This window comes from Variovorax sp. KBW07 (assembly GCF_003852515.1).
Taxonomy (GTDB): domain Bacteria; phylum Pseudomonadota; class Gammaproteobacteria; order Burkholderiales; family Burkholderiaceae_C; genus Variovorax.
Genome location: NZ_QAJK01000052.1, coordinates 73451 through 90501 on the forward strand (window position 1 = coordinate 73451; position 17051 = coordinate 90501).

The 17051-nt window shown below is 66.8% G+C and carries 17 protein-coding genes; 8 read left to right on the top strand and 9 right to left on the bottom strand.

The window, feature by feature from the left end; all coding sequences use genetic code 11:
• The 7 genes from rnc to DBV14_RS12260 are packed head-to-tail and all read left to right on the top strand — an operon-like array spanning window position 1 to window position 6112.
• Window positions 1-687: a ribonuclease III gene (gene rnc, locus DBV14_RS12230; protein WP_124459455.1), complete on the top strand. Its 687-nt coding sequence runs from the start codon at window positions 1-3 to the stop codon at window positions 685-687.
• Window positions 688-745: 58 nt separating this feature from the next.
• Complete coding sequence (gene era / locus DBV14_RS12235; protein ID WP_124459456.1) at window positions 746-1684, top strand: GTPase Era; 939 nt, start codon at window positions 746-748, stop codon at window positions 1682-1684.
• Between the two features lies 1 nt (window position 1685).
• Window positions 1686-2459 carry a DNA repair protein RecO gene (gene recO, locus DBV14_RS12240; RefSeq protein ID WP_124459457.1) on the top strand — a complete coding sequence of 258 codons (774 nt, stop codon included), beginning with the start codon at window positions 1686-1688 and terminating at the stop codon, window positions 2457-2459.
• Window positions 2456-3220: a pyridoxine 5'-phosphate synthase gene (locus DBV14_RS12245; RefSeq protein WP_124459458.1), complete on the top strand. Its 765-nt coding sequence runs from the start codon at window positions 2456-2458 to the stop codon at window positions 3218-3220. Before recO ends, DBV14_RS12245 begins: the two co-directional genes overlap by 4 nt.
• A 13-nt stretch (window positions 3221-3233) precedes the next feature.
• The gene (gene acpS / locus DBV14_RS12250) at window positions 3234-3671 is read left to right on the top strand and encodes a holo-ACP synthase (protein WP_124459459.1); all 438 of its coding nucleotides are present in this window, start codon (window positions 3234-3236) and stop codon (window positions 3669-3671) included.
• Window positions 3668-4759, top strand: a complete 1092-nt coding sequence (gene nagZ / locus DBV14_RS12255) for a beta-N-acetylhexosaminidase (protein ID WP_124459460.1) — start codon at window positions 3668-3670, stop codon at window positions 4757-4759. Before acpS ends, nagZ begins: the two co-directional genes overlap by 4 nt.
• 3 nt (window positions 4760-4762) lie before the next feature.
• Window positions 4763-6112 carry a galactosyl transferase GMA12/MNN10 family protein gene (locus DBV14_RS12260; protein WP_124459461.1) on the top strand — a complete coding sequence of 450 codons (1350 nt, stop codon included), beginning with the start codon at window positions 4763-4765 and terminating at the stop codon, window positions 6110-6112.
• On the opposite strand, the gene DBV14_RS12265 is transcribed toward DBV14_RS12260, so the two are convergent.
• The 6 genes from DBV14_RS12265 to DBV14_RS12290 all read right to left on the bottom strand — a co-directional run bounded on the left by DBV14_RS12265 (window position 6109) and on the right by DBV14_RS12290 (window position 13216).
• Window positions 6109-8070: a glycosyltransferase gene (locus DBV14_RS12265; RefSeq protein WP_124459462.1), complete on the bottom strand. Its 1962-nt coding sequence runs from the start codon at window positions 8068-8070 to the stop codon at window positions 6109-6111. The genes DBV14_RS12260 and DBV14_RS12265 overlap by 4 nt on opposite strands.
• A 60-nt stretch (window positions 8071-8130) precedes the next feature.
• Window positions 8131-8667 carry a YgjP-like metallopeptidase domain-containing protein gene (locus DBV14_RS12270; RefSeq protein ID WP_124459496.1) on the bottom strand — a complete coding sequence of 179 codons (537 nt, stop codon included), beginning with the start codon at window positions 8665-8667 and terminating at the stop codon, window positions 8131-8133.
• Window positions 8667-9920: an Hsp70 family protein gene (locus DBV14_RS12275; RefSeq protein ID WP_124459495.1), complete on the bottom strand. Its 1254-nt coding sequence runs from the start codon at window positions 9918-9920 to the stop codon at window positions 8667-8669. The genes DBV14_RS12270 and DBV14_RS12275 overlap by 1 nt, the downstream gene beginning before the upstream one ends.
• A gap of 2 nt (window positions 9921-9922) precedes the next feature.
• Window positions 9923-11470 (bottom strand): lysine--tRNA ligase, encoded by a 1548-nt coding sequence (lysS, locus tag DBV14_RS12280; protein ID WP_124459463.1) that lies wholly within the window; start codon window positions 11468-11470, stop codon window positions 9923-9925.
• 125 nt (window positions 11471-11595) lie between these two features.
• Window positions 11596-12219 carry an LON peptidase substrate-binding domain-containing protein gene (locus DBV14_RS12285; protein WP_260397003.1) on the bottom strand — a complete coding sequence of 208 codons (624 nt, stop codon included), beginning with the start codon at window positions 12217-12219 and terminating at the stop codon, window positions 11596-11598.
• 31 nt (window positions 12220-12250) lie between these two features.
• Window positions 12251-13216, bottom strand: a complete 966-nt coding sequence (locus DBV14_RS12290; protein ID WP_124459465.1) for a glycosyltransferase family 2 protein — start codon at window positions 13214-13216, stop codon at window positions 12251-12253.
• An 87-nt stretch (window positions 13217-13303) separates the two neighbouring features.
• Here DBV14_RS12290 and DBV14_RS12295 point away from each other — a divergent pair, with 87 nt between their 5' ends.
• Window positions 13304-13864, top strand: a complete 561-nt coding sequence (locus tag DBV14_RS12295; RefSeq protein ID WP_124459466.1) for a YggT family protein — start codon at window positions 13304-13306, stop codon at window positions 13862-13864.
• Window positions 13865-13936: 72 nt separating this feature from the next.
• Here the strand turns inward: DBV14_RS12295 and accD are convergent, their stop codons facing one another.
• The 3 genes from accD to trpB form a co-directional block, all read right to left on the bottom strand.
• Window positions 13937-14809: an acetyl-CoA carboxylase, carboxyltransferase subunit beta gene (gene accD, locus DBV14_RS12300; protein WP_124459467.1), complete on the bottom strand. Its 873-nt coding sequence runs from the start codon at window positions 14807-14809 to the stop codon at window positions 13937-13939.
• A gap of 65 nt (window positions 14810-14874) precedes the next feature.
• Window positions 14875-15720 (bottom strand): tryptophan synthase subunit alpha, encoded by an 846-nt coding sequence (trpA, locus tag DBV14_RS12305; protein WP_124459468.1) that lies wholly within the window; start codon window positions 15718-15720, stop codon window positions 14875-14877.
• Window positions 15720-17006, bottom strand: a complete 1287-nt coding sequence (trpB, locus tag DBV14_RS12310) for a tryptophan synthase subunit beta (protein ID WP_124459469.1) — start codon at window positions 17004-17006, stop codon at window positions 15720-15722. Before trpB ends, trpA begins: the two co-directional genes overlap by 1 nt.
• Between the last annotated feature and the right edge of the window lie 45 nt (window positions 17007-17051).

Here is a 17051-nt window from a genome sequence, read left to right on the forward strand (position 1 = left end):
GTGGACGGCAGCCTCGTCGCGCTGCAAGCGCGTCTCCAGCACACGTTCTCCGACGCCCGGCTGCTCCAGCTCGCGCTCACGCACCGCAGCTTCTCGGCCGACCACAACGAGCGCCTCGAGTTTCTCGGCGACTCGGTGCTGAACCTTGCTGTCTCGCACCTGCTCTACACCCGGCTTTCGGCGCTGCCCGAGGGCGACCTGTCGCGCGTGCGGGCCAACCTGGTCAAGCAGGACACCCTGCACCGGCTGGCGCTCGAGCTGGCGATATCGCCGCTGCTGCGGCTCGGCGAAGGCGAAGCCCGTTCGGGCGGCCCCAACCGGCCGTCGATCCTGGCCGACGCGCTCGAAGCGCTGATCGGCGCGGTTTACCTGGACGCCGGCTTTGCAGCCGCCCAGGCGCTGGTGCACCGGCTGTACGAGTCGGTCGAAATCACCCCGCGCATGGAAGCCGCGGCCAAGGATCCGAAGACCGAATTGCAGGAATGGCTGCAGGGTCACAAAATGAAGCTGCCGGTGTACCGCGTGGCAGCGACGCTGGGCGCAGCGCACAAGCAGACATTCGATGTCGAGTGCGAGGTGCCCGAGTTGGGCCTTCGCGAACGCGGCATCGGCGGCTCGCGCCGCGCCGGCGAGCAGGCTGCCGCGGCCGCCATGTTGATCCGGCTCAAGGCACGCGGTGCCGCGTGAAAACACAATGAACGATGCTATCAATCCCGTAGCGGGACCCGAAGACACAACCGGTGACATGACGGGCGATACAGCCGGCGACGCCGCTGCAACCGGGCCGCAGCACTGCGGCCTCATCGCCATCGTCGGCAAGCCCAATGTGGGCAAGTCGACGCTGCTCAATGCGCTGGTCGGCCAGAAGATCAGCATCACCTCGCGCAAGGCGCAGACCACGCGCCACCGCATCACCGGCATGCGCACGCTGGGCGCCACGCAGTTCGTGTTCGTCGACACGCCGGGCTTCCAGACCCTGCATGCCAACGCGCTGAACAAGTCGCTCAACAAGACCGTGCAGGGCGCGGTCGGCGACGTCGACCTGATTCTTTTCGTGGTCGAGGCCGGCAGCTTCACGCCGGCCGACGAGCGCGTGCTCAAGCTGCTCGGCAAGGGCATCCCGACCGTGCTGCTGGCCAACAAGCTCGACAACGTGCACCGCCGTGGCGACATCGCGCCCTGGCTGCAGACCATGCAGGGCAAGCACAGCTTTGCCGAGTTCGTGCCGATGTCGGCCAAGAACGCGAAAGACGTCGAGCGCCTGTTTGGTATCTGCGAGAAGTACCTGCCCGAACAACCCTGGTTCTATGCCGAGGACGAGCTCACCGACCGCAGCGAGAAATTCCTTGCCGGCGAACTGGTGCGCGAGAAGCTGTTCCGCCTGACCGGCGACGAACTGCCCTACACCTCGACCGTGATCATCGACAAGTTCGAGGAAGAGCCGCCCCAGAAAAAGGGCCAGAAGCGCCTGCTGCGCATTGCCGCCACCATCGTGGTCGAGCGCGACGGCCACAAGGCCATGGTGATCGGCGACAAGGGCGAGCGCATCAAGCGCATCGGTATGGAAACCCGCGTCGAGCTCGAAAAGCTGGCCGACGCCAAGGTGTTCCTCGAACTGTGGGTCAAGGTGCGCTCGGGCTGGGCCGACGACGAAGCCCGCGTACGCTCGTTCGGCTACGAATGAAGTGGCCGCTGCCCACCGCGTTTCGCACGAGCCGGCGTACGTGCTCCATCGCTACGACTGGAGCGAGTCGAGCCTGATTCTCGAGGTCTTCACCCGCCACCACGGGCGCATCGCGCTCGTGGCCAAGGGGGCGAAGCGGCCGAGTTCCAACTTCCGGCCGGTGCTGCTGCCGTTGCAGCCCCTGCAGCTCAACTACGGCGGCGATGCCGAAATCCGCACGCTCAAGGGCGCCGAGTGGATGGGCGGCCATGTCATGCCCACCGGCGAGTCGCTGATGTCGGGCTACTACGTCAACGAACTGCTGCTGCGCCTGCTGGCGCGCGACGACGCCCACGAGGCGCTGTTCGATGCCTACGCCGGCGTGGTGCAGGTGCTGGCGGGCGACCATGCCGGCGCCCAAGCAGCCACCCAGGCCGCGGCGCTGCGGGCCTTCGAGCTGTTGCTGCTGCGCGAGGTCGGCCTGCTGCCCGCCCTCGACGTCCAGACCCTCACGCTCGAGCCGCTCTCGGCCAGGGGCCGCTACAGCCTCGTGCCGGAAGCCGGGTTGCGGCAGGCCGCAAAAGACGAAGCCGCGCTGGCCGGTGCCGACTGGCAGTCCCTGCAAGGCGTGCTCGACGACCGCGCTCCTTTCACCGCCACGCTGCGCGAAATTGCCACCATGAATACCGGCAGCAACAGTGCCCTGCGAAACCAGCTGCGCGCCTTGCTCAACTACCATTGCGGCGTGTCCACGCTGCGCACGCGGCAAATGATGAGAGATCTGCAAGCACTATGAGCACTTCAGGCAACGCCGGTACCACCTCGCTGTCGGTCAACCTCAACAAGGTGGCCCTGGTCCGCAACACCCGCCACCTGGGCATTCCGAGCGTGGTGAAGGCTGCGCAGGCCTGCCTGGCGGCCGGCGCGCAGGGCATTACCGTGCATCCGCGGCCCGACGCCCGCCACATCCGCGCGCACGACGTCAGCGACCTGTCGGCGCTGCTGGCAAAAGACTGGCCGGCGATCGAATTCAACATCGAAGGCAACCCGTTCCAGAACCTGATGGACTTCGTGCGCGCGCTCAAGCCGCACCAGGCCACCTTCGTGCCCGACAGCGAAACCCAGTCGACCAGCGACCATGGCTGGACCTTCCCCGACGACGCCGAGCGCCTGCGCCCGCTGATCGCCGAGGCCAAGGCCCTGGGCGTGCGCGTCAGCCTGTTCATGGACCCGATTCCCGAGATGATGGCGGCGGTCAAGGCCGTGGGCGCCGACCGTGTCGAGCTCTACACCGAAAGCTACGCCGCATCGCGCGGCACCCCCGACGAAGCGTCCGTGCTCGCACGCTTCACTGCCTCGGCACAAGCGGCGCATGCGGCGGGCCTGGGCGTCAACGCCGGCCACGACCTGAGCCGCGACAACCTCACTGCCTTCCTGCGCGCGGTGCCCGGCGTGCATGAAGTCTCGATCGGCCACGCCTTCGTGGCCGACGCACTCGAGTTCGGCTACACGGCCACCACGCGGGAGTACCTGCGCTGCATCAGCGAGGCGCAGTGAACGCCGGCGCCGCATGATCTACGGCATTGGCACCGACATCTGCGACCTGCGTCGCATCGCCGCGACCTTCGAGCGCCAGGGCGAACGTTTTGCCCGCAAGGTGCTGTGCGACGCCGAATTCGCGGTCTGGAAGGCCCGCAGCGCACGCTGGCCCAAGCGCGGCCTCAGCTACCTTGCCACCCGTTTCTCCGCCAAAGAGGCCTTCAGCAAGGCCATTGGCATGGGCATGCGCATGCCCATGACCTGGCGGTCGTGCGAGATCGCGAACCTTCGCAGCGGCAAGCCGGTGATCGTGCTGCATGGCGAACTCAAGGAATGGTTCGAGGCCAAGGGGCTCACGGCCCATGTCACCGTGACCGACGAAACCGAATACGCGGCGAGCTTCGTCGTGGTCGAGCACAAGAGCAGCGACAACAGCACCAGCATCAGCATCAGCAGCAGCGACGCATGACGAACCCGATTCCCCCCGTCCATTCGCCGTTGATCGTCGACGTGGCCGGCACCGAACTGAACGCGGCCGACCGCCGGCGGCTGGCCGATCCGCTGGTCGGCGGCGTGATCCATTTCGCGCGCAACTGGCAAGACCGCACGCAGATGACCGCGCTCAATGCCGAGATCAAGGCGATCCGGCCCGACCTGCTGATCTGCGTGGACCACGAAGGCGGGCGCGTGCAGCGCTTTCGCACCGATGGCTTCACGCGGCTGCCGTCGATGCGCGCCCTGGGCGAGCTGTGGATGCGCGACGCCATGCAGGCCACCAAGGCTGCCACGGCGACCGGCCTGGTGCTGGCCGCCGAACTGCGCGCGTGCGGCGTCGACTTCAGCTTTGCGCCGGTGCTCGACCTGGACTACGGCGGCAGCAGCGTCATCGGCACGCGCAGCTTTCATCGCGACCCGCGCATGGTCGCGCTGCTGGCCAAGAGCGTCATGCACGGCATGCTGCAGGCAGACATGCGCAACTGCGGCAAGCATTTCCCGGGGCACGGCTTCGTGACCGCCGATTCGCACGTCGAAATCCCCGTCGACAAGCGCGGCCTGAAAGCCATCCTGGCCGACGATGCGCGGCCCTACGACTGGCTGGCGGGCACGCTCACCGCGGTGATGCCGGCGCACGTGATCTACCCGAAGGTCGACAAGCGGCCAGCCGGGTTCTCCACCAAGTGGCTGCAAGACATCCTGCGGCAGCGGCTCGGTTTCGACGGCGTGATCTTCAGCGACGACCTCAGCATGGAGGCCGGGCGCTATATCGACGGCCAGTTGCTCAGCTACGCCGATGCCGCCCTGGCGGCCATCGAGGCGGGTTGCGACCTGGCGTTGCTGTGCAACCAGAGCATCGGCGACGGTGCTCCGCTCGACGCCTTGCTGAAAGATTTCGGCGCGGCCCGCGATGCCGGGCGCTGGGCGGGCGATGCCGCCAGCGAGGCGCGCCGGCGCGCGCTGCTGCCCCGTTCGGCAGCGGTGCCGTGGTCGTCGCTCGCTGATTCAACGCCCTACCAGGGCGCCAGGCGCCTCCTGTCGCGAAGCGGCCTGGTGGAGTAGTCCATGCCTTTGTGCCTCAGCTTCTTTGCACACAAGGACGAGGCCGTGTTGCGCAACCATGCGCACTATTGCCGGCTGTTCGGCTACCCGCACCAATGGGTCGAGGCGGACCGCCTGCGCCACCCGGCGTTGCTCGCCAGCGCGCGCTACAGCCAGATGCTGCGCCATCTGCGCACGCTGCCCGAGAACGACTGGCTCCTGTTCCTCGATGGCGACTCGGTGGTGTTCCACCCCGTGGCCATCGACACCCTGATGCAGGACCGCGATGCACTGGTCGTGGAAGGGCCGCCCACCGGCGACCGCAGAGGCCCCGCGATGACCAACATGGCGGTGCTGCGCAACACCGCCGCCAACCGCGCGGCGCTGCACCAGCTGATGGGCGACGCAGGCAATGCCGTGGCCCTGGTGAACCCGTCGATCGACGAAGCCGCGCGGCTGGGCCCGCTCGGCCTGCTCGAATGCAACGCCATGGTCGGCGACATCTACGTCAACGTTTCCTGGCGCATTCCGCAGTGGTTCCAGGCGCGCATCTTCGTCGTCAACCTGGCGCCCTTGCCGGTTGCCATGCCCGAGGGGCGGTGGCGCGACGAGGTGCTGCACGACCCCAACCTTCAAGACCTGCTGGCGGCGCAGGTCACCAATGCGCTCGTGCATGGGCATCCCGTGCTGCAGCCCGCGGCGTTCCCCGCGCTGTCGGACGACGCCATGTCGAGCTACAACGCCGGCGCTCAGATTGCCTTCGTCACGCTGTACACCCACCATGTCGCCAGCTACGCGCGGGTCTCCGAGCACAACGTGAAGCGCTACTGCGACCGGCACGGCTACGCCTATCACGTGTACCGCGCCGTGCCCGACGCGGTCGGCCCGGGCATCGGTGGATCGTGGGTTCGCAGCTGGCTGCTGCAGCAGCACATCGCCCATCACCAGTGGGTGATCTGGGTCGATGCCGACACCCTTTTTCTCAACCAGGCCCGCCGCATCGATGAACTGCTCGAAGGGCGCGACCTGCTGCTGGCAAAGGACGTGGGCGGCTGGTCCTTCAATTCGGGCGTGATGGGTTTTCGGAATACGGCGCGCAATGCAGAGCTGCTCGCGCGCATCTGGCAGCGCATCGGCGAGGTCGACGACAAATCGGCGGTCTACAGCAGCCAGGGCGACCAGTACTACACCAACCAGGTGTTGTCGGAAGAGGGGCTGGTGGACGACCGTGTCATCGTCGACAACCTCAGCATCAACACGCCGCCGTGCCTGGCCTCGGACGAGACGCTGCTGGTGCACTTCATCAACCTCGACGAGCCGTACCGCTCGGCCTACATGGCCTCGATGGACGCGGCCTCCCAGCGGCTGCGCTAGCTGGCTTCGGCCGCTGGCGGCGGTTCGCCGTGCACGGCAGCGGCAGGCGCCGGTTCGCGCCTGAAGACCCGCACCGGCAACTGGTTGGCCGCGGGGGCCAGGAACCGCGCCACCTCGGGAGACGCGAACTGCTCTTCCAGCCACGCCTTGTCGGCCAGTCCCGCATTGAAATAGATCCGCAGCAGGCGCAGTGCCTCGTGCCGAAGTGCGCGTGTCAGCGTCTCGTGTTCGACCCGCTGCAGCGCCGGTGCCGCGGCGGGCTCGAAGCATGCGCGTGCCAGTGTCTGCAGAAGGGCCTGCGCGAAGCCGAGTTCCGATGGCCAATGCAAGGCATAGAGCTTCGCGATTTCGTGAACGTCTTCGCTGCTGGCTTTCGGCAGCAGGTAGGCCAGCACCAGTGTGCGCGCGCGCGATGCCAGCACGGCGGCACGGGCCGCGTCGGCGGGCGCGGGCGGCGCGAACGGCCGATGCAGCAGTTGCGGAATCACCGCGAAGCGCGCGCCAGCGGCCGCGCTCTTGCACAGCATGTGCAGGTCGTCATGCGACGTGAGCTCCGGATCGTGGCGCACGCCGCTGCGCTCAAGGAAACTGCGCCGCACCATGCAGGCCGACAGCAGCAGCGGGCGAGGGCCCAGGTACTCCACGAGGATGTCCTGGTGCCGCTCGGCAAACTCGAACGGCCCTTCGTGCGTTTCGCACCAGCACCCCACGACGTCGATGTCGGGGCAGGCGGCCATCAGTGCGGCCTGCCGCTGCAGCCGCTCGGGAGCAGGGATGTCGCCGGCATCGGAGAAGACGATGAAGTCGCCCTGCGCCTGCGCCAACGCAAGGTTGCGCGCCGTCGCGCGATCGCACGCGACGGGCAATGAAATCAGTTGGGCATTCGCGATGCCCGCCTGGGCGAGCAGCGTGTCGATGCCCGCAAGCCCTGCCGGCGCGACGAGCACCACCTGGAGCGCGGCGTCGCCTTGCGCCGCCCATGCCTGAAGGGTTTGCGACAGCGCATCTGGCGAGTCCCCCGCCATGAGGCAGACCGTCACGCGGGGCAGGATCGCCGTCGTCACGAACCGGTCGGCTTGCTGTGCGCGCCAGCTCAGAAAGCGTTCGATGGCGGGGCCGATCAGCGGAGGCGCGAACGCGCGGCTGAACAGCTCCAGGCCATCGCGCTCGAGCGCCGCGCGACGGGGCGCGTCGGCGAGCAGCTGTTCGATGGTCTCGATGAGCTTTTCGTAAGGCGCGCCGACCACCGCGTCGCGCACCGAGGCCTCGATTTCGCTGTCGGGGTAGAGCTCGCAGACCACCGCCTTGCGATGGCGCAGCAATATCGACAGGCGTGGCACTTCGACGATGCGCGACTCTTCCCAGTTGTGCAGGTTGAGCACGATCTTGGCGCGGCGCATGAAGCCGTTGCGCTCTTCCAGCGACCAGGCGCGCCCGCGATTGACCTCCACGCGCAGTCCGCGCGCCATGAGGCCTTCAAGAATGTCGATGCGCCGGCGCGTCAGCGAGCCGAAGAAGACGACGTCGATGTCCTGCTGTGCGTCGGGCAGGATGTCGGCCAGCGGCAAGATCTCCGCCGCGCCGGGCTCCCAGCCAAGCGCCACGTAGTCCGCGTTGCGGTAGCCCAGTTCGCGGTGCCGCTGGAAATTCGATTTGCTGTACTCCCAGAGATAACAGCGCTTCAGCACATCGAGGTAGCGATCGTTCCAGGCATGGGTGCCGTGCACCATCGGCTCGAAATTGACGACGATGCAATCGGGGTGGTGCTGCTCGATGTGCTCCCACGGCACATCCCAGAAGAAGAACAGGATGTTGATTTCGCCCGGCTCGATGTAGCAGGGGGTAAAGCGCGTCGGGTAACCCAGGCTTTCGGCCGCCAGCCTGAAGGCTTCGACGATGTCGCCGCAGGTCTCGTGCGAGGACAGCGACGTGAAGTTGAGCCGGGGCAGCGTCGTCATGTGCACTTCAGCAATGGGACTGGTGACTTGGGGTGGCCGCTTGAAGGTGAACGGTGTCGGTCAGTCGGGGCTGGGCGTTGCGGGTGCCGCTGTCCCCGACCAGAGGCGCTTGCCGCCTGCATTCAGGTGCTCCAGGTACAGGCGCAGGTCGAACTCGAATCGATGATAGCCGGGCTCCATGTGCGTGCACAGGGCGTAAAAGGCCTTGTCGTGCTCCCGCTCCTTCATGTGTGCCAACTCGTGCACAACAATCATCCGAAGCCAGTCCAGCGGCACTTCCTTGAACAGGCTGGCCACGCGGATCTCGCGCTTGGCCTTGAGCTTGCCGCCCTGCACCCGCGAGACCGTGGTGTGCGTGCCCAGCGCATTGCGGATCACGTGCAGCTTGCTGTCGTACATCACCTTGGACAGCGGATCGGCCTTGCGCATGAAGTCGCTCTTGAGGCCGCTCACGTAGTCGTAGAGCGCACGGTCGGTCTGGATACCGTGCGACCCCTCGGGATAGCGGCCGACCAGCAGCGCGCCCAGCTTGTCCTCGGCCATCAGCTGGCGGACCTGGTCCAGCAGCGATGCCGGATAGCCCGCCAGGTACTTCATCATGTCGCGCAGGCCAGGCCGGTCGCCACGCCGCCGAACAGGTCGCCTTCGACCAGGTTCACGCCCGCGAAGCTCTTGCGAAGCGCGTGCTGGAAAGGCCGCAGCGCCGACGAGCCACCCGTGAGGTAGATGGCGTCGAGGTCGTTGCTGCGAAGGCCGGCGCGCTTGACGCAGGCATGCGCGCAAGCGATCACGTTCTCCAGCGGCGTTGCCAGTTGCTGCGCCATGTCGGCCGGCGACAGGGTGGCGACCAGCCCCGCTTCGGCACAGGACAGGTCGATGGTGGTTTCCGCGTCGGTCACCGAGGCATCGATCTTGGCCGCTTCCACCGCGCTGGCAATGCGGTGGCCATGGCGCTCCTCGAGCACGGCCATCAGCCGGTCGTGCAGCCGCGTGTCGCTGTAGCTGGTGCGCAGCTCCTTGGCCTGGCGCACGGCCTTGGCGGCATACAGCCAGTTGATCAAATGCCAGGACGAGAGCTCGAAGAACACCTTGCTCGGCACCTCGCGCCCCTGCGCGCCGGTGTGGCGAAAGCCGAACTGCGGCATCACGCGCTCCAGGTTCAGGCGCTGGTCGAAATCGGTACCGCCGATGTGCACGCCGCTGGTGGCCAGCACGTCGTCGCTGCGGTCGTCGCGCGTGGCGCGATCGGGCCCGACACGCACCACGGTGAAGTCGGAAGTGCCGCCGCCGATGTCGACGATGAGCACGATCGATTCCTTGGTGATGCGCTGCTCGTAGTCGAAGGCCGCGGCAATCGGCTCCAGCTGGAATGCGATGTCGCGAAAGCCCGCGGCGCGCGCGGCGTGGCGCAGGCTGTCTTCGGCGCGCTCGTCGCGTTTCGGGTCGTCGTCCACGAAGTGCACGGGGCGCCCGATGACGACGCGTTCAGGCGACTGGCCCAGCTCGCGGCCGGCGCGCACGGCCAGCTCGCGCAGGAAGCGCGCGATGATGTCCTCGAAGCTCACGAGGCCGTCGTAGATGGCGGTCTTTTCCTGCATCAGCGCACTGCCCAGCAGGCTCTTGAGCGAGCGCATCAGCCGGCCTTCGGTGCCCGACAGGTACTGGGCGACGGCCTCGCGGCCGAAATGCGTCGTGCGGTCTTCGGAGTTGAAGAAGATTGCAGTGGGCAGCGTGGTGGCGGCGCCTTCGATGGGCAGCAGGCGGGCCACGCCGTCGACCCGGCAGGCCACGGCGGAATTGGAGGTGCCGAAGTCGATGCCGATCGTCGGCAGCGACGACGGTGACAACACGCTCAAGACTCCGTGCGCAGCGCCGGGAACAGGATCACGTCGCGAATGCTCGGCGAATCGGTCAGCAGCATCATCAACCGGTCGATGCCGATGCCGCAGCCGCCGGTGGGCGGCATGCCGTATTCGAGCGCACGCACGAAGTCGTGGTCGTAGAACATGGCTTCGTCGTCGCCGCTGTCCTTGGCGGCCACCTGCGCGTTGAAGCGTGCGGCCTGGTCTTCGGCGTCGTTCAGCTCGCTGAAGCCGTTGCCGAATTCGCGGCCGGTGATGTAGAGCTCGAAGCGCTCGGTGACCTCGGGGCGCTCGTCGTTGGCACGTGCCAACGGAGAGATCTCGGTCGGGTGCTCCATGATGAAGGTCGGCTGCCAGAGCTTCTCTTCGACCGTCTCTTCGAAGTACATCACCTGCAGGCTGGCCAGGCTGCGCTGCGAGAGCTTGTCCTTTTCTTCGCTCAGGCCGAGCTTGCGCAGGCCGTTGATGAGCCATGCGGTGTCGTCCACGCCCTGGGCCACATCGGCCGCCTCGGTGTACTTGAGGATCGCTTCGCGGATCGTCAGGCGCTCGAAGGGCTGCGTCAGGTCGACGGCCTTGCCGCCGTAGGTGAGCTGCTGCGTGCCCACGGCCTTGTCGGCGATGGTGCGGATCAGCGTCTCGGTGAAGTCCATCAGGTCGCGGTAGTTCCAATAGGCCGCGTAGAACTCCATCATCGTGAACTCGGGGTTGTGCCGCACCGAGATGCCCTCGTTGCGGTAGCTCCGGTTGATTTCGAACACGCGCTCGAAGCCGCCGACGATCAGGCGCTTGAGGTACAGCTCGGGCGCGATGCGCAGGAACATTTCCTGGTCGAGCGCGTTGTGGTGCGTCTTGAACGGCTTGGCGTTGGCGCCGCCCGGAATGGGGTGCAGCATGGGCGTTTCGACTTCGAGGAAGTCGTTGGCCACCATGAACTCGCGCAGCGCGCTCACGGCCTTGCTGCGCGCGGTGAAGCGCACGCGGGCCGATTCGTCGGTGATCAGGTCGACATAGCGCTGGCGGTACTTCTGCTCCTGGTCGGCCATGCCGTGGAACTTGTCGGGCAGCGGGCGCAGGCTCTTGGTGAGCAGGCGCAGCTGGGTCACCTTGACCGACAGCTCGCCGGTCTTGGTCTTCATCAGCGTGCCTTCGGCGCCCACGATATCGCCCAGGTCCCAGCGCTTGAAGTCGGCATACGCCTCTTCGCCGATGGCGTCGCGCGTCACGTAGAGCTGGATGCGGCTGGTAGCGTCCTGCAGGGTCGCGAAGCTGGCCTTGCCCATCACGCGCTTGAGCATCATGCGGCCCGCCACGCTGACGGAAACGGCCTGAGCTTCGAGCGCCTCGGCTTCGGTGGCGTTGTGCGCTTCGACGAGCGCCGCGGCGCGGTGGCCCGGCTTGAAGTCGTTCGGGAATGCCACGCCTTTGCCCTCGGCCTGCGCCGTGCGCAGCAGCTTGAGCTTCTCGCGGCGTTCTGCGATGAGCTGGTTTTCGTCGACGGGAGGCGGAGGAGGCGGTGGGGACTTTTGATCGGACATGGGAGGCGGGTGGCGCGCAACCGGGAGCGTGCGCGGGGCTGGCATTTTAGCCCATGGCCCTTTGAATAAGACCGGCCCCTAGTGCCCGTCAATCCTGCGCAATGCGCTATGAAAAGCGTAGCGACCTATTCAGTGATGCCCGTGCGTGCGAGCAGATCGCTGACCAGCTCGAGCCGCATCAGCGGGCTGTCGAGCTCCATCAGCCGTTGCCGCAGCTCGAGTTGCATCGGCACCAGCTCGCACCAGCGGTTGGCCACCCAGCCGCAGTCGTTGAAGCGGTAGGGCGCGCCGATGGGCAGCCGAACCGACTCGCCTTGCGCGCCGCGCCGCTCTTCGAGCGTGCCGACCAGGCGCCGCAGTGCCGTCGCCGTGTGCTGCAGATCGTCTGGGATCTCGAGCGCGACGTCGTCCGGGACAAGCTCCACATCGCCGATCCACAGGCCGTGCTTCTGCAGCTCGGTGCGGCGGATGCGAAAGCGCTGCGTGCCGAGGCACTCGATCTGCAGCAGGCCGCTTTGCGGCGAATCGAATTCGCGGATCGCGGCCAGCGTGCCGATGCCGGCAAAGCTCTCGGCATCGGCGCCGGCCTTGCGCACCTCGCTGCCGCTGGTGAGGCTGACCACGCCGAAAGGCGCGTCGGCCTTGCGGCACTTGCCGATCATGTCGAGGTAGCGGACCTCGAAGATGCGCAATGGCAGCAGGCCATCGGGAAACAGGACGGTGCCGAGCGGAAAAAGAGGAATGAGCACGTGAAGAAGGGGCGGGGCCAGGGCGCCGAAGTCAGCGGGATTGAAAGATCAGGTCAAGAACCGTTGCGTGTTCCGGACGCAGTATGCCGAGCGCTTCAAAGCCCTGTCGCGCGCCGTTGAGAAGATTCAGGATCGACTGCTGGCAGCCGCTGGCGCTTTGCCCCCAGCGAGTGTCGATTTCCGACAGCGCGCTGCGGGCCGCGTGGTGAAGGCCGACCATGTGGGCCAGCGTCTGGGGCATGTCTTGCGGGCGCCGGTACAGCGTCAGCAGGTGCTCGCATTCGTGGCCTCGCAGGCGTGGAAACAGCAGCGGCAGGAAGCGCCGGTAGATGCGGTCTTTCGAGGCGTAGAGCCGGTCCAGCCGCAGCGTGCGCGAGGTCATGTTTTCGTGGATGCGGTAGCGCGTCAGGGGCTCGGGCAGGTTCGCGAACGATGCGCCGTGCAGCATGCAGTCCATCCAGAAGCCCAGGTCGTCGACGACGTAGAGATTGGGGTCGAACTGCAGCGCGTGGGCCCGGTAGAAGTCCAGCCGCCCCAGCGTGCTCTGGTTCGCAAGGTAGTTGGCGCCTTCCACCATGCGCGCCTTGATCATCGCGTCGTCGGGCGGCAGGCCGGTGATGCCCGCCTGGTCGTGAAAGTGCTCGAGCTGGCTGCCGACGACCGTGACCGACGGGTTCTTCTCCAAAAAGTCGACCTGCTTCTCGAAGCGCGTCGGCAGGGCGCAGTCGTCGTGGTCCACGCGCGCCAGGTACTTGCCCTTCGCCATGGCCATGGCGATGTTCATGTTGGTCGGCAGGCCGACATTGAACGCGTTGCGGTGCCGCCGGATGCGCGGATCATCGAAGGCGGCCAGGCGCTCCCAGGTGCCGTCCGAGCTCGCGTCGTCCATGATCAGCAACTCGAAATCGGTGAAGCTTTGCGCCAGCAGCGAGTGGAGCGTTTCGACAACGAAGTCGCCACTGTTGAACGTGGGAAGCACGACGCTGAGCAAAGGCATGGAGTTCCGAAGGGCAGTGTGGGCGGTGCGCAGGCTTGTGGTCCAGAATTGGAGCCATCGCGCTCGCGCGCCTCTCTCCAATCCGACATGTTGTACCAGATACCCTCGTTCCTACTCGACGTGATCGTCGGCCTGCTCGGCGGCGCCTGCCTGCTGCGGCTGTACATGCAATACCACCGCGTGCCCTTCGGCAATCCGCTCGGCCGCTTCGTGTTCGCGATCACCGACTGGATCGTCTTGCCGCTGCGGCGCATCGTGCCGTCGGTCAAGCGCTGGGACCTGGCGAGCCTGATCGCGGCGTGGCTGCTGGTGCTCGCCAAGTTCCTGCTGCTGTGGCTGCTGATCGGCAACCTGGGGCGCATCGCGACCTTGCCACTGGTGTCGCTGGTGGGCCTGCTCCAGCTCGCGGTGTCGGGCCTGACGGCGCTGCTGGTGGTCTATGCGGTGCTGTCGTGGGTGCCGGGCGCATCGCCGATACTGCTCGACCTGATCTCGCGCCTGGCCGAACCGCTGGTGCGGCCGTTTCGCCGCTTCATTCCGTTGATCGGTGGCGTCGACCTGTCGCCGCTGGCAGCCATCGTGGTGCTGCAGGTGATTGCGATCGTGCTGGGCAACCTGCTGGTGTTTGCCTATCAACTGACTTTCTGAGTCAGCCCACGCAAACAAAAAGGGCCCGGGTGCATCGCACCCGGGCCCTTTGCCTTGTTTGGCTGGTCTTGTTCAGCTGACCGCGTCGGCCGGCTGGCGCAGCAGCATCGCGAGCGTGCTGGCGATGGTCTTGCGCAGTTCGCGGCGGTCGCTGATGAAGTCGATGGCGCCCTTGGTCTGCAGGAACTCGGCACGCTGGAAGCCTTCGGGCAGCGTCACGCGCACGGTCGACTCGATCACGCGCGGGCCGGCAAAGCCGATCAGCGCCTTGGGTTCGGCAATGACCACATCGCCCACGAAAGCGAAGCCGGCGCTCACGCCGCCCATGGTCGGGTCGGTCAGCACGCTGATGTAGGGCAGGCCCTTCTTCGCGAGGCGCGTGAGCGCGGCGTTGGTCTTGGCCATTTGCATCAGCGAGAGCAGGCCTTCCTGCATGCGCGCGCCGCCGGTGGCGGTGAAGCAGATGAAGGGCACCTTCTGCTCGATGGCTGTCTCGACGCCGCGCACGAAGCGCTCGCCGACCACGCTGCCCATGCTGCCGCCCATGAATTCGAACTCGAAGCAGGCCACGACCACACTGATGCTGTGGACAGAGCCGCCCAGCACGACCAGTGCGTCGGTCTCGCCGGTGTTTTCGAGCGCTTCTTTCAGCCGCTCGGGGTACTTGCGGCTGTCCTTGAATTTCAGGGCGTCGACCGGCAGCACTTCCTGGCCGACTTCGTAGCGTCCCTCGGCATCGAGGAAGGCGTCGAGCCGCGCGCGGGCGCCGATGCGGTGGTGGTGGCTGCAGCTGGGGCAGACGTTCTGGTTGTGCTCGAGGTCGGTCTTGTAGAGCACCGTCTCGCAGGCAGGGCATTTGATCCACAGGCCCTCGGGCACCTGGCGGCGCTCGGCAGGGTCGGTTTGTGCGATCTTGGCGGGTAGCAGTTTTTCAAGCCAGCTCATAGGACTCCGGAATTAGCTCCCCTGTCCCGCGGGCGGGACAGGGGCTGGGGTGAGGGCAAGCCAGATTATCGGCCAGCCGCATTCTTGGGGGTAGCCGCCGGCAGGGCGTCCAGCGCTTCGCGGATTCCGGCGAGGAATTCGCGCACCGCCGGCACCACCTTGTCGCGTGGCTGGTCTTCGATGAGCTGGATGATCTTCGTGCCGATGACGACCGCATCGGCGGCCGAACCGACCGCCTGCGCCGTGCGCGCGTCGCGGATGCCGAAGCCCACGCCGACCGGGATGCTCACGTGCTGGCGGATGCGCGGGATCATCTGGCCCACCGCCTCGGTGTCGAGGTGGCCGGCGCCCGTCACGCCCTTCAGCGAGACGTAGTACACGTAGCCGGTGGCCACGCGCGCGACCTGGGCCATGCGCTCGTTGGTGCTGGTGGGGGCCAGCAGGAAGATCAGGTCGATGCCGGCGGCCTTCAGGTCCGCGGCAAAGTCTTCGCACTCCTCGGGCGGGTAGTCGACCACCAGGATGCCGTCGACGCCGGCGGCCGCCGCATCGCGGATGAAGGCCTTCTTGCCATGCACGAGGTCGTAGCGCTCGACCGGGTTGGCATAGCCCATCAGCACCACGGGCGTGGTCGCGTCCTTCTGGCGGAACGCCGCCACGATGGCGAGCACCTGCTTCATGCCGATACCCAGCGCCAGCGCGGCTTCGCCGGCCTTCTGGATCACGGGGCCGTCGGCCATGGGGTCGGAGAACGGCACGCCCAGCTCGATCACGTCGGCGCCTGCCTCGACCATGCCGTGCATCAGCTCCGGCGTGATGTCGGCGAAGGGGAAGCCGGCGGTAACGTAGGGAATCAGCGCCTTGCGGCCCTGCGACTGGAGCGTGCTGAAGGTGGCGGCAATGCGGCTCATCACTTGCCTCCCTTCACGCTCAGGCCGCGCATCGAGGGGCGGTCGTAGAAATCGACGCCCGACAGGTCGGCCACGGTGCCGATGTCCTTGTCGCCTCGGCCGGAGAGATTCACCAGGATCGATTGGTCGGGGCGCATGGTCTTTGCGAGTTTCATGGCGTAGGCCACGGCGTGGCTGGATTCGAGCGCTGGAATGATGCCCTCCGTCCGGCACAGGTAGTGGAAGGCTTCGAGCGCTTCCATGTCGGTAATGCTCACGTATTCGGCGCGGCCGATGTCCGCCAGGTAGGCGTGCTCGGGGCCGACGCCCGGGTAGTCGAGGCCGGCGCTGATGCTGTGCGTTTCGGTGATCTGGCCGTCTTCGTTCTGCAGCAGGTAGGTGCGGTTGCCGTGCAGCACGCCCGGGCTGCCGCGCAGGATCGAGGCCGCGTGCTTGCCGCTGTCCAGGCCTTCGCCCGCTGCCTCCACGCCGATGAGACGCGTGTTGGCGAACGGAATGTAGGGGTGGAAGATGCCGATCGCATTGCTGCCGCCGCCCACGCAGGCGACCACCACGTCGGGCTGCTTGCCCTCGGCTTCGCCGGTGATGCCGTCGGCCGCGAGCATGGCCGGCATCTGGTCGATGCACTCGGTGCCGATCACGCTCTGGAAGTCGCGCACCATGGTCGGGTAGGGGTGCGGGCCGGCCACGGTGCCGATGATGTAGAAGGTGTTCTCGACGTTCGTGACCCAGTCGCGCATGGCCTCGTTGAGCGCGTCTTTCAGCGTCTTGCTGCCCGACTCGACCGGCACCACGGTGGCGCCCAGCAGGTTCATGCGGTAGACGTTCGGGCTCTGGCGCTTCACGTCCTGGCTGCCCATGTAGACCACGCATTCGAGGCCGTAGCGTGCGCAGATGGTGGCGGTGGCCACGCCGTGCTGGCCGGCGCCGGTCTCGGCAATGATGCGGGGCTTGCCCATGCGGCGAGCGAGCATCGCCTGGCCGATCACGTTGTTGATCTTGTGGGCGCCGGTGTGGTTCAGGTCTTCGCGCTTCAGGTAGATCTGCGCGCCGCCCATTTCGCGGCTGGTGCGCGCGGCGTGGTAGATCGGCGAGGGGCGGCCGACGAAGTGCTTCAGCTCGTAGTTGAATTCGGCGAGGAAGGCCGGATCGTTCTTGAACTTGGCGTATGCGTCGCGCAGCTCGTTGATCGCGTGGGTGAGCGTTTCGCTCGCGAAGGTGCCGCCGTAGTTGCCGAAGTGGCCGGTGGCGTCGGGTTGCTGATAGTCCTGGAAATTGCTTTGCATGGTTCTCGATCGTTGGGCCGCGGCCCGAATGACGATCGGGTGCGG

Bases quoted from the DNA above. Each gene is read 5' to 3' on its own strand.
- era (WP_124459456.1), top strand. From the start codon at position 746: ATGACGGGCGATACAGCCGGCGACGCCGCTGCAACCGGGCCGCAGCAC.
- DBV14_RS12245 (WP_124459458.1), top strand. From the start codon at position 2,456: ATGAGCACTTCAGGCAACGCCGGTACCACCTCGCTGTCGGTCAACCTC.
- acpS (WP_124459459.1), top strand. From the start codon at position 3,234: ATGATCTACGGCATTGGCACCGACATCTGCGACCTGCGTCGCATCGCC.
- nagZ (WP_124459460.1), top strand. From the start codon at position 3,668: ATGACGAACCCGATTCCCCCCGTCCATTCGCCGTTGATCGTCGACGTG.
- DBV14_RS12260 (WP_124459461.1), top strand. From the start codon at position 4,763: ATGCCTTTGTGCCTCAGCTTCTTTGCACACAAGGACGAGGCCGTGTTG.
- DBV14_RS12265 (WP_124459462.1), bottom strand. From the start codon at position 8,070: ATGACGACGCTGCCCCGGCTCAACTTCACGTCGCTGTCCTCGCACGAG.
- DBV14_RS12270 (WP_124459496.1), bottom strand. From the start codon at position 8,667: ATGAAGTACCTGGCGGGCTATCCGGCATCGCTGCTGGACCAGGTCCGC.
- lysS (WP_124459463.1), bottom strand. From the start codon at position 11,470: ATGTCCGATCAAAAGTCCCCACCGCCTCCTCCGCCTCCCGTCGACGAA.
- DBV14_RS12290 (WP_124459465.1), bottom strand. From the start codon at position 13,216: ATGCCTTTGCTCAGCGTCGTGCTTCCCACGTTCAACAGTGGCGACTTC.
- DBV14_RS12295 (WP_124459466.1), top strand. From the start codon at position 13,304: ATGTTGTACCAGATACCCTCGTTCCTACTCGACGTGATCGTCGGCCTG.
- accD (WP_124459467.1), bottom strand. From the start codon at position 14,809: ATGAGCTGGCTTGAAAAACTGCTACCCGCCAAGATCGCACAAACCGAC.
- trpA (WP_124459468.1), bottom strand. From the start codon at position 15,720: ATGAGCCGCATTGCCGCCACCTTCAGCACGCTCCAGTCGCAGGGCCGC.
- trpB (WP_124459469.1), bottom strand. From the start codon at position 17,006: ATGCAAAGCAATTTCCAGGACTATCAGCAACCCGACGCCACCGGCCAC.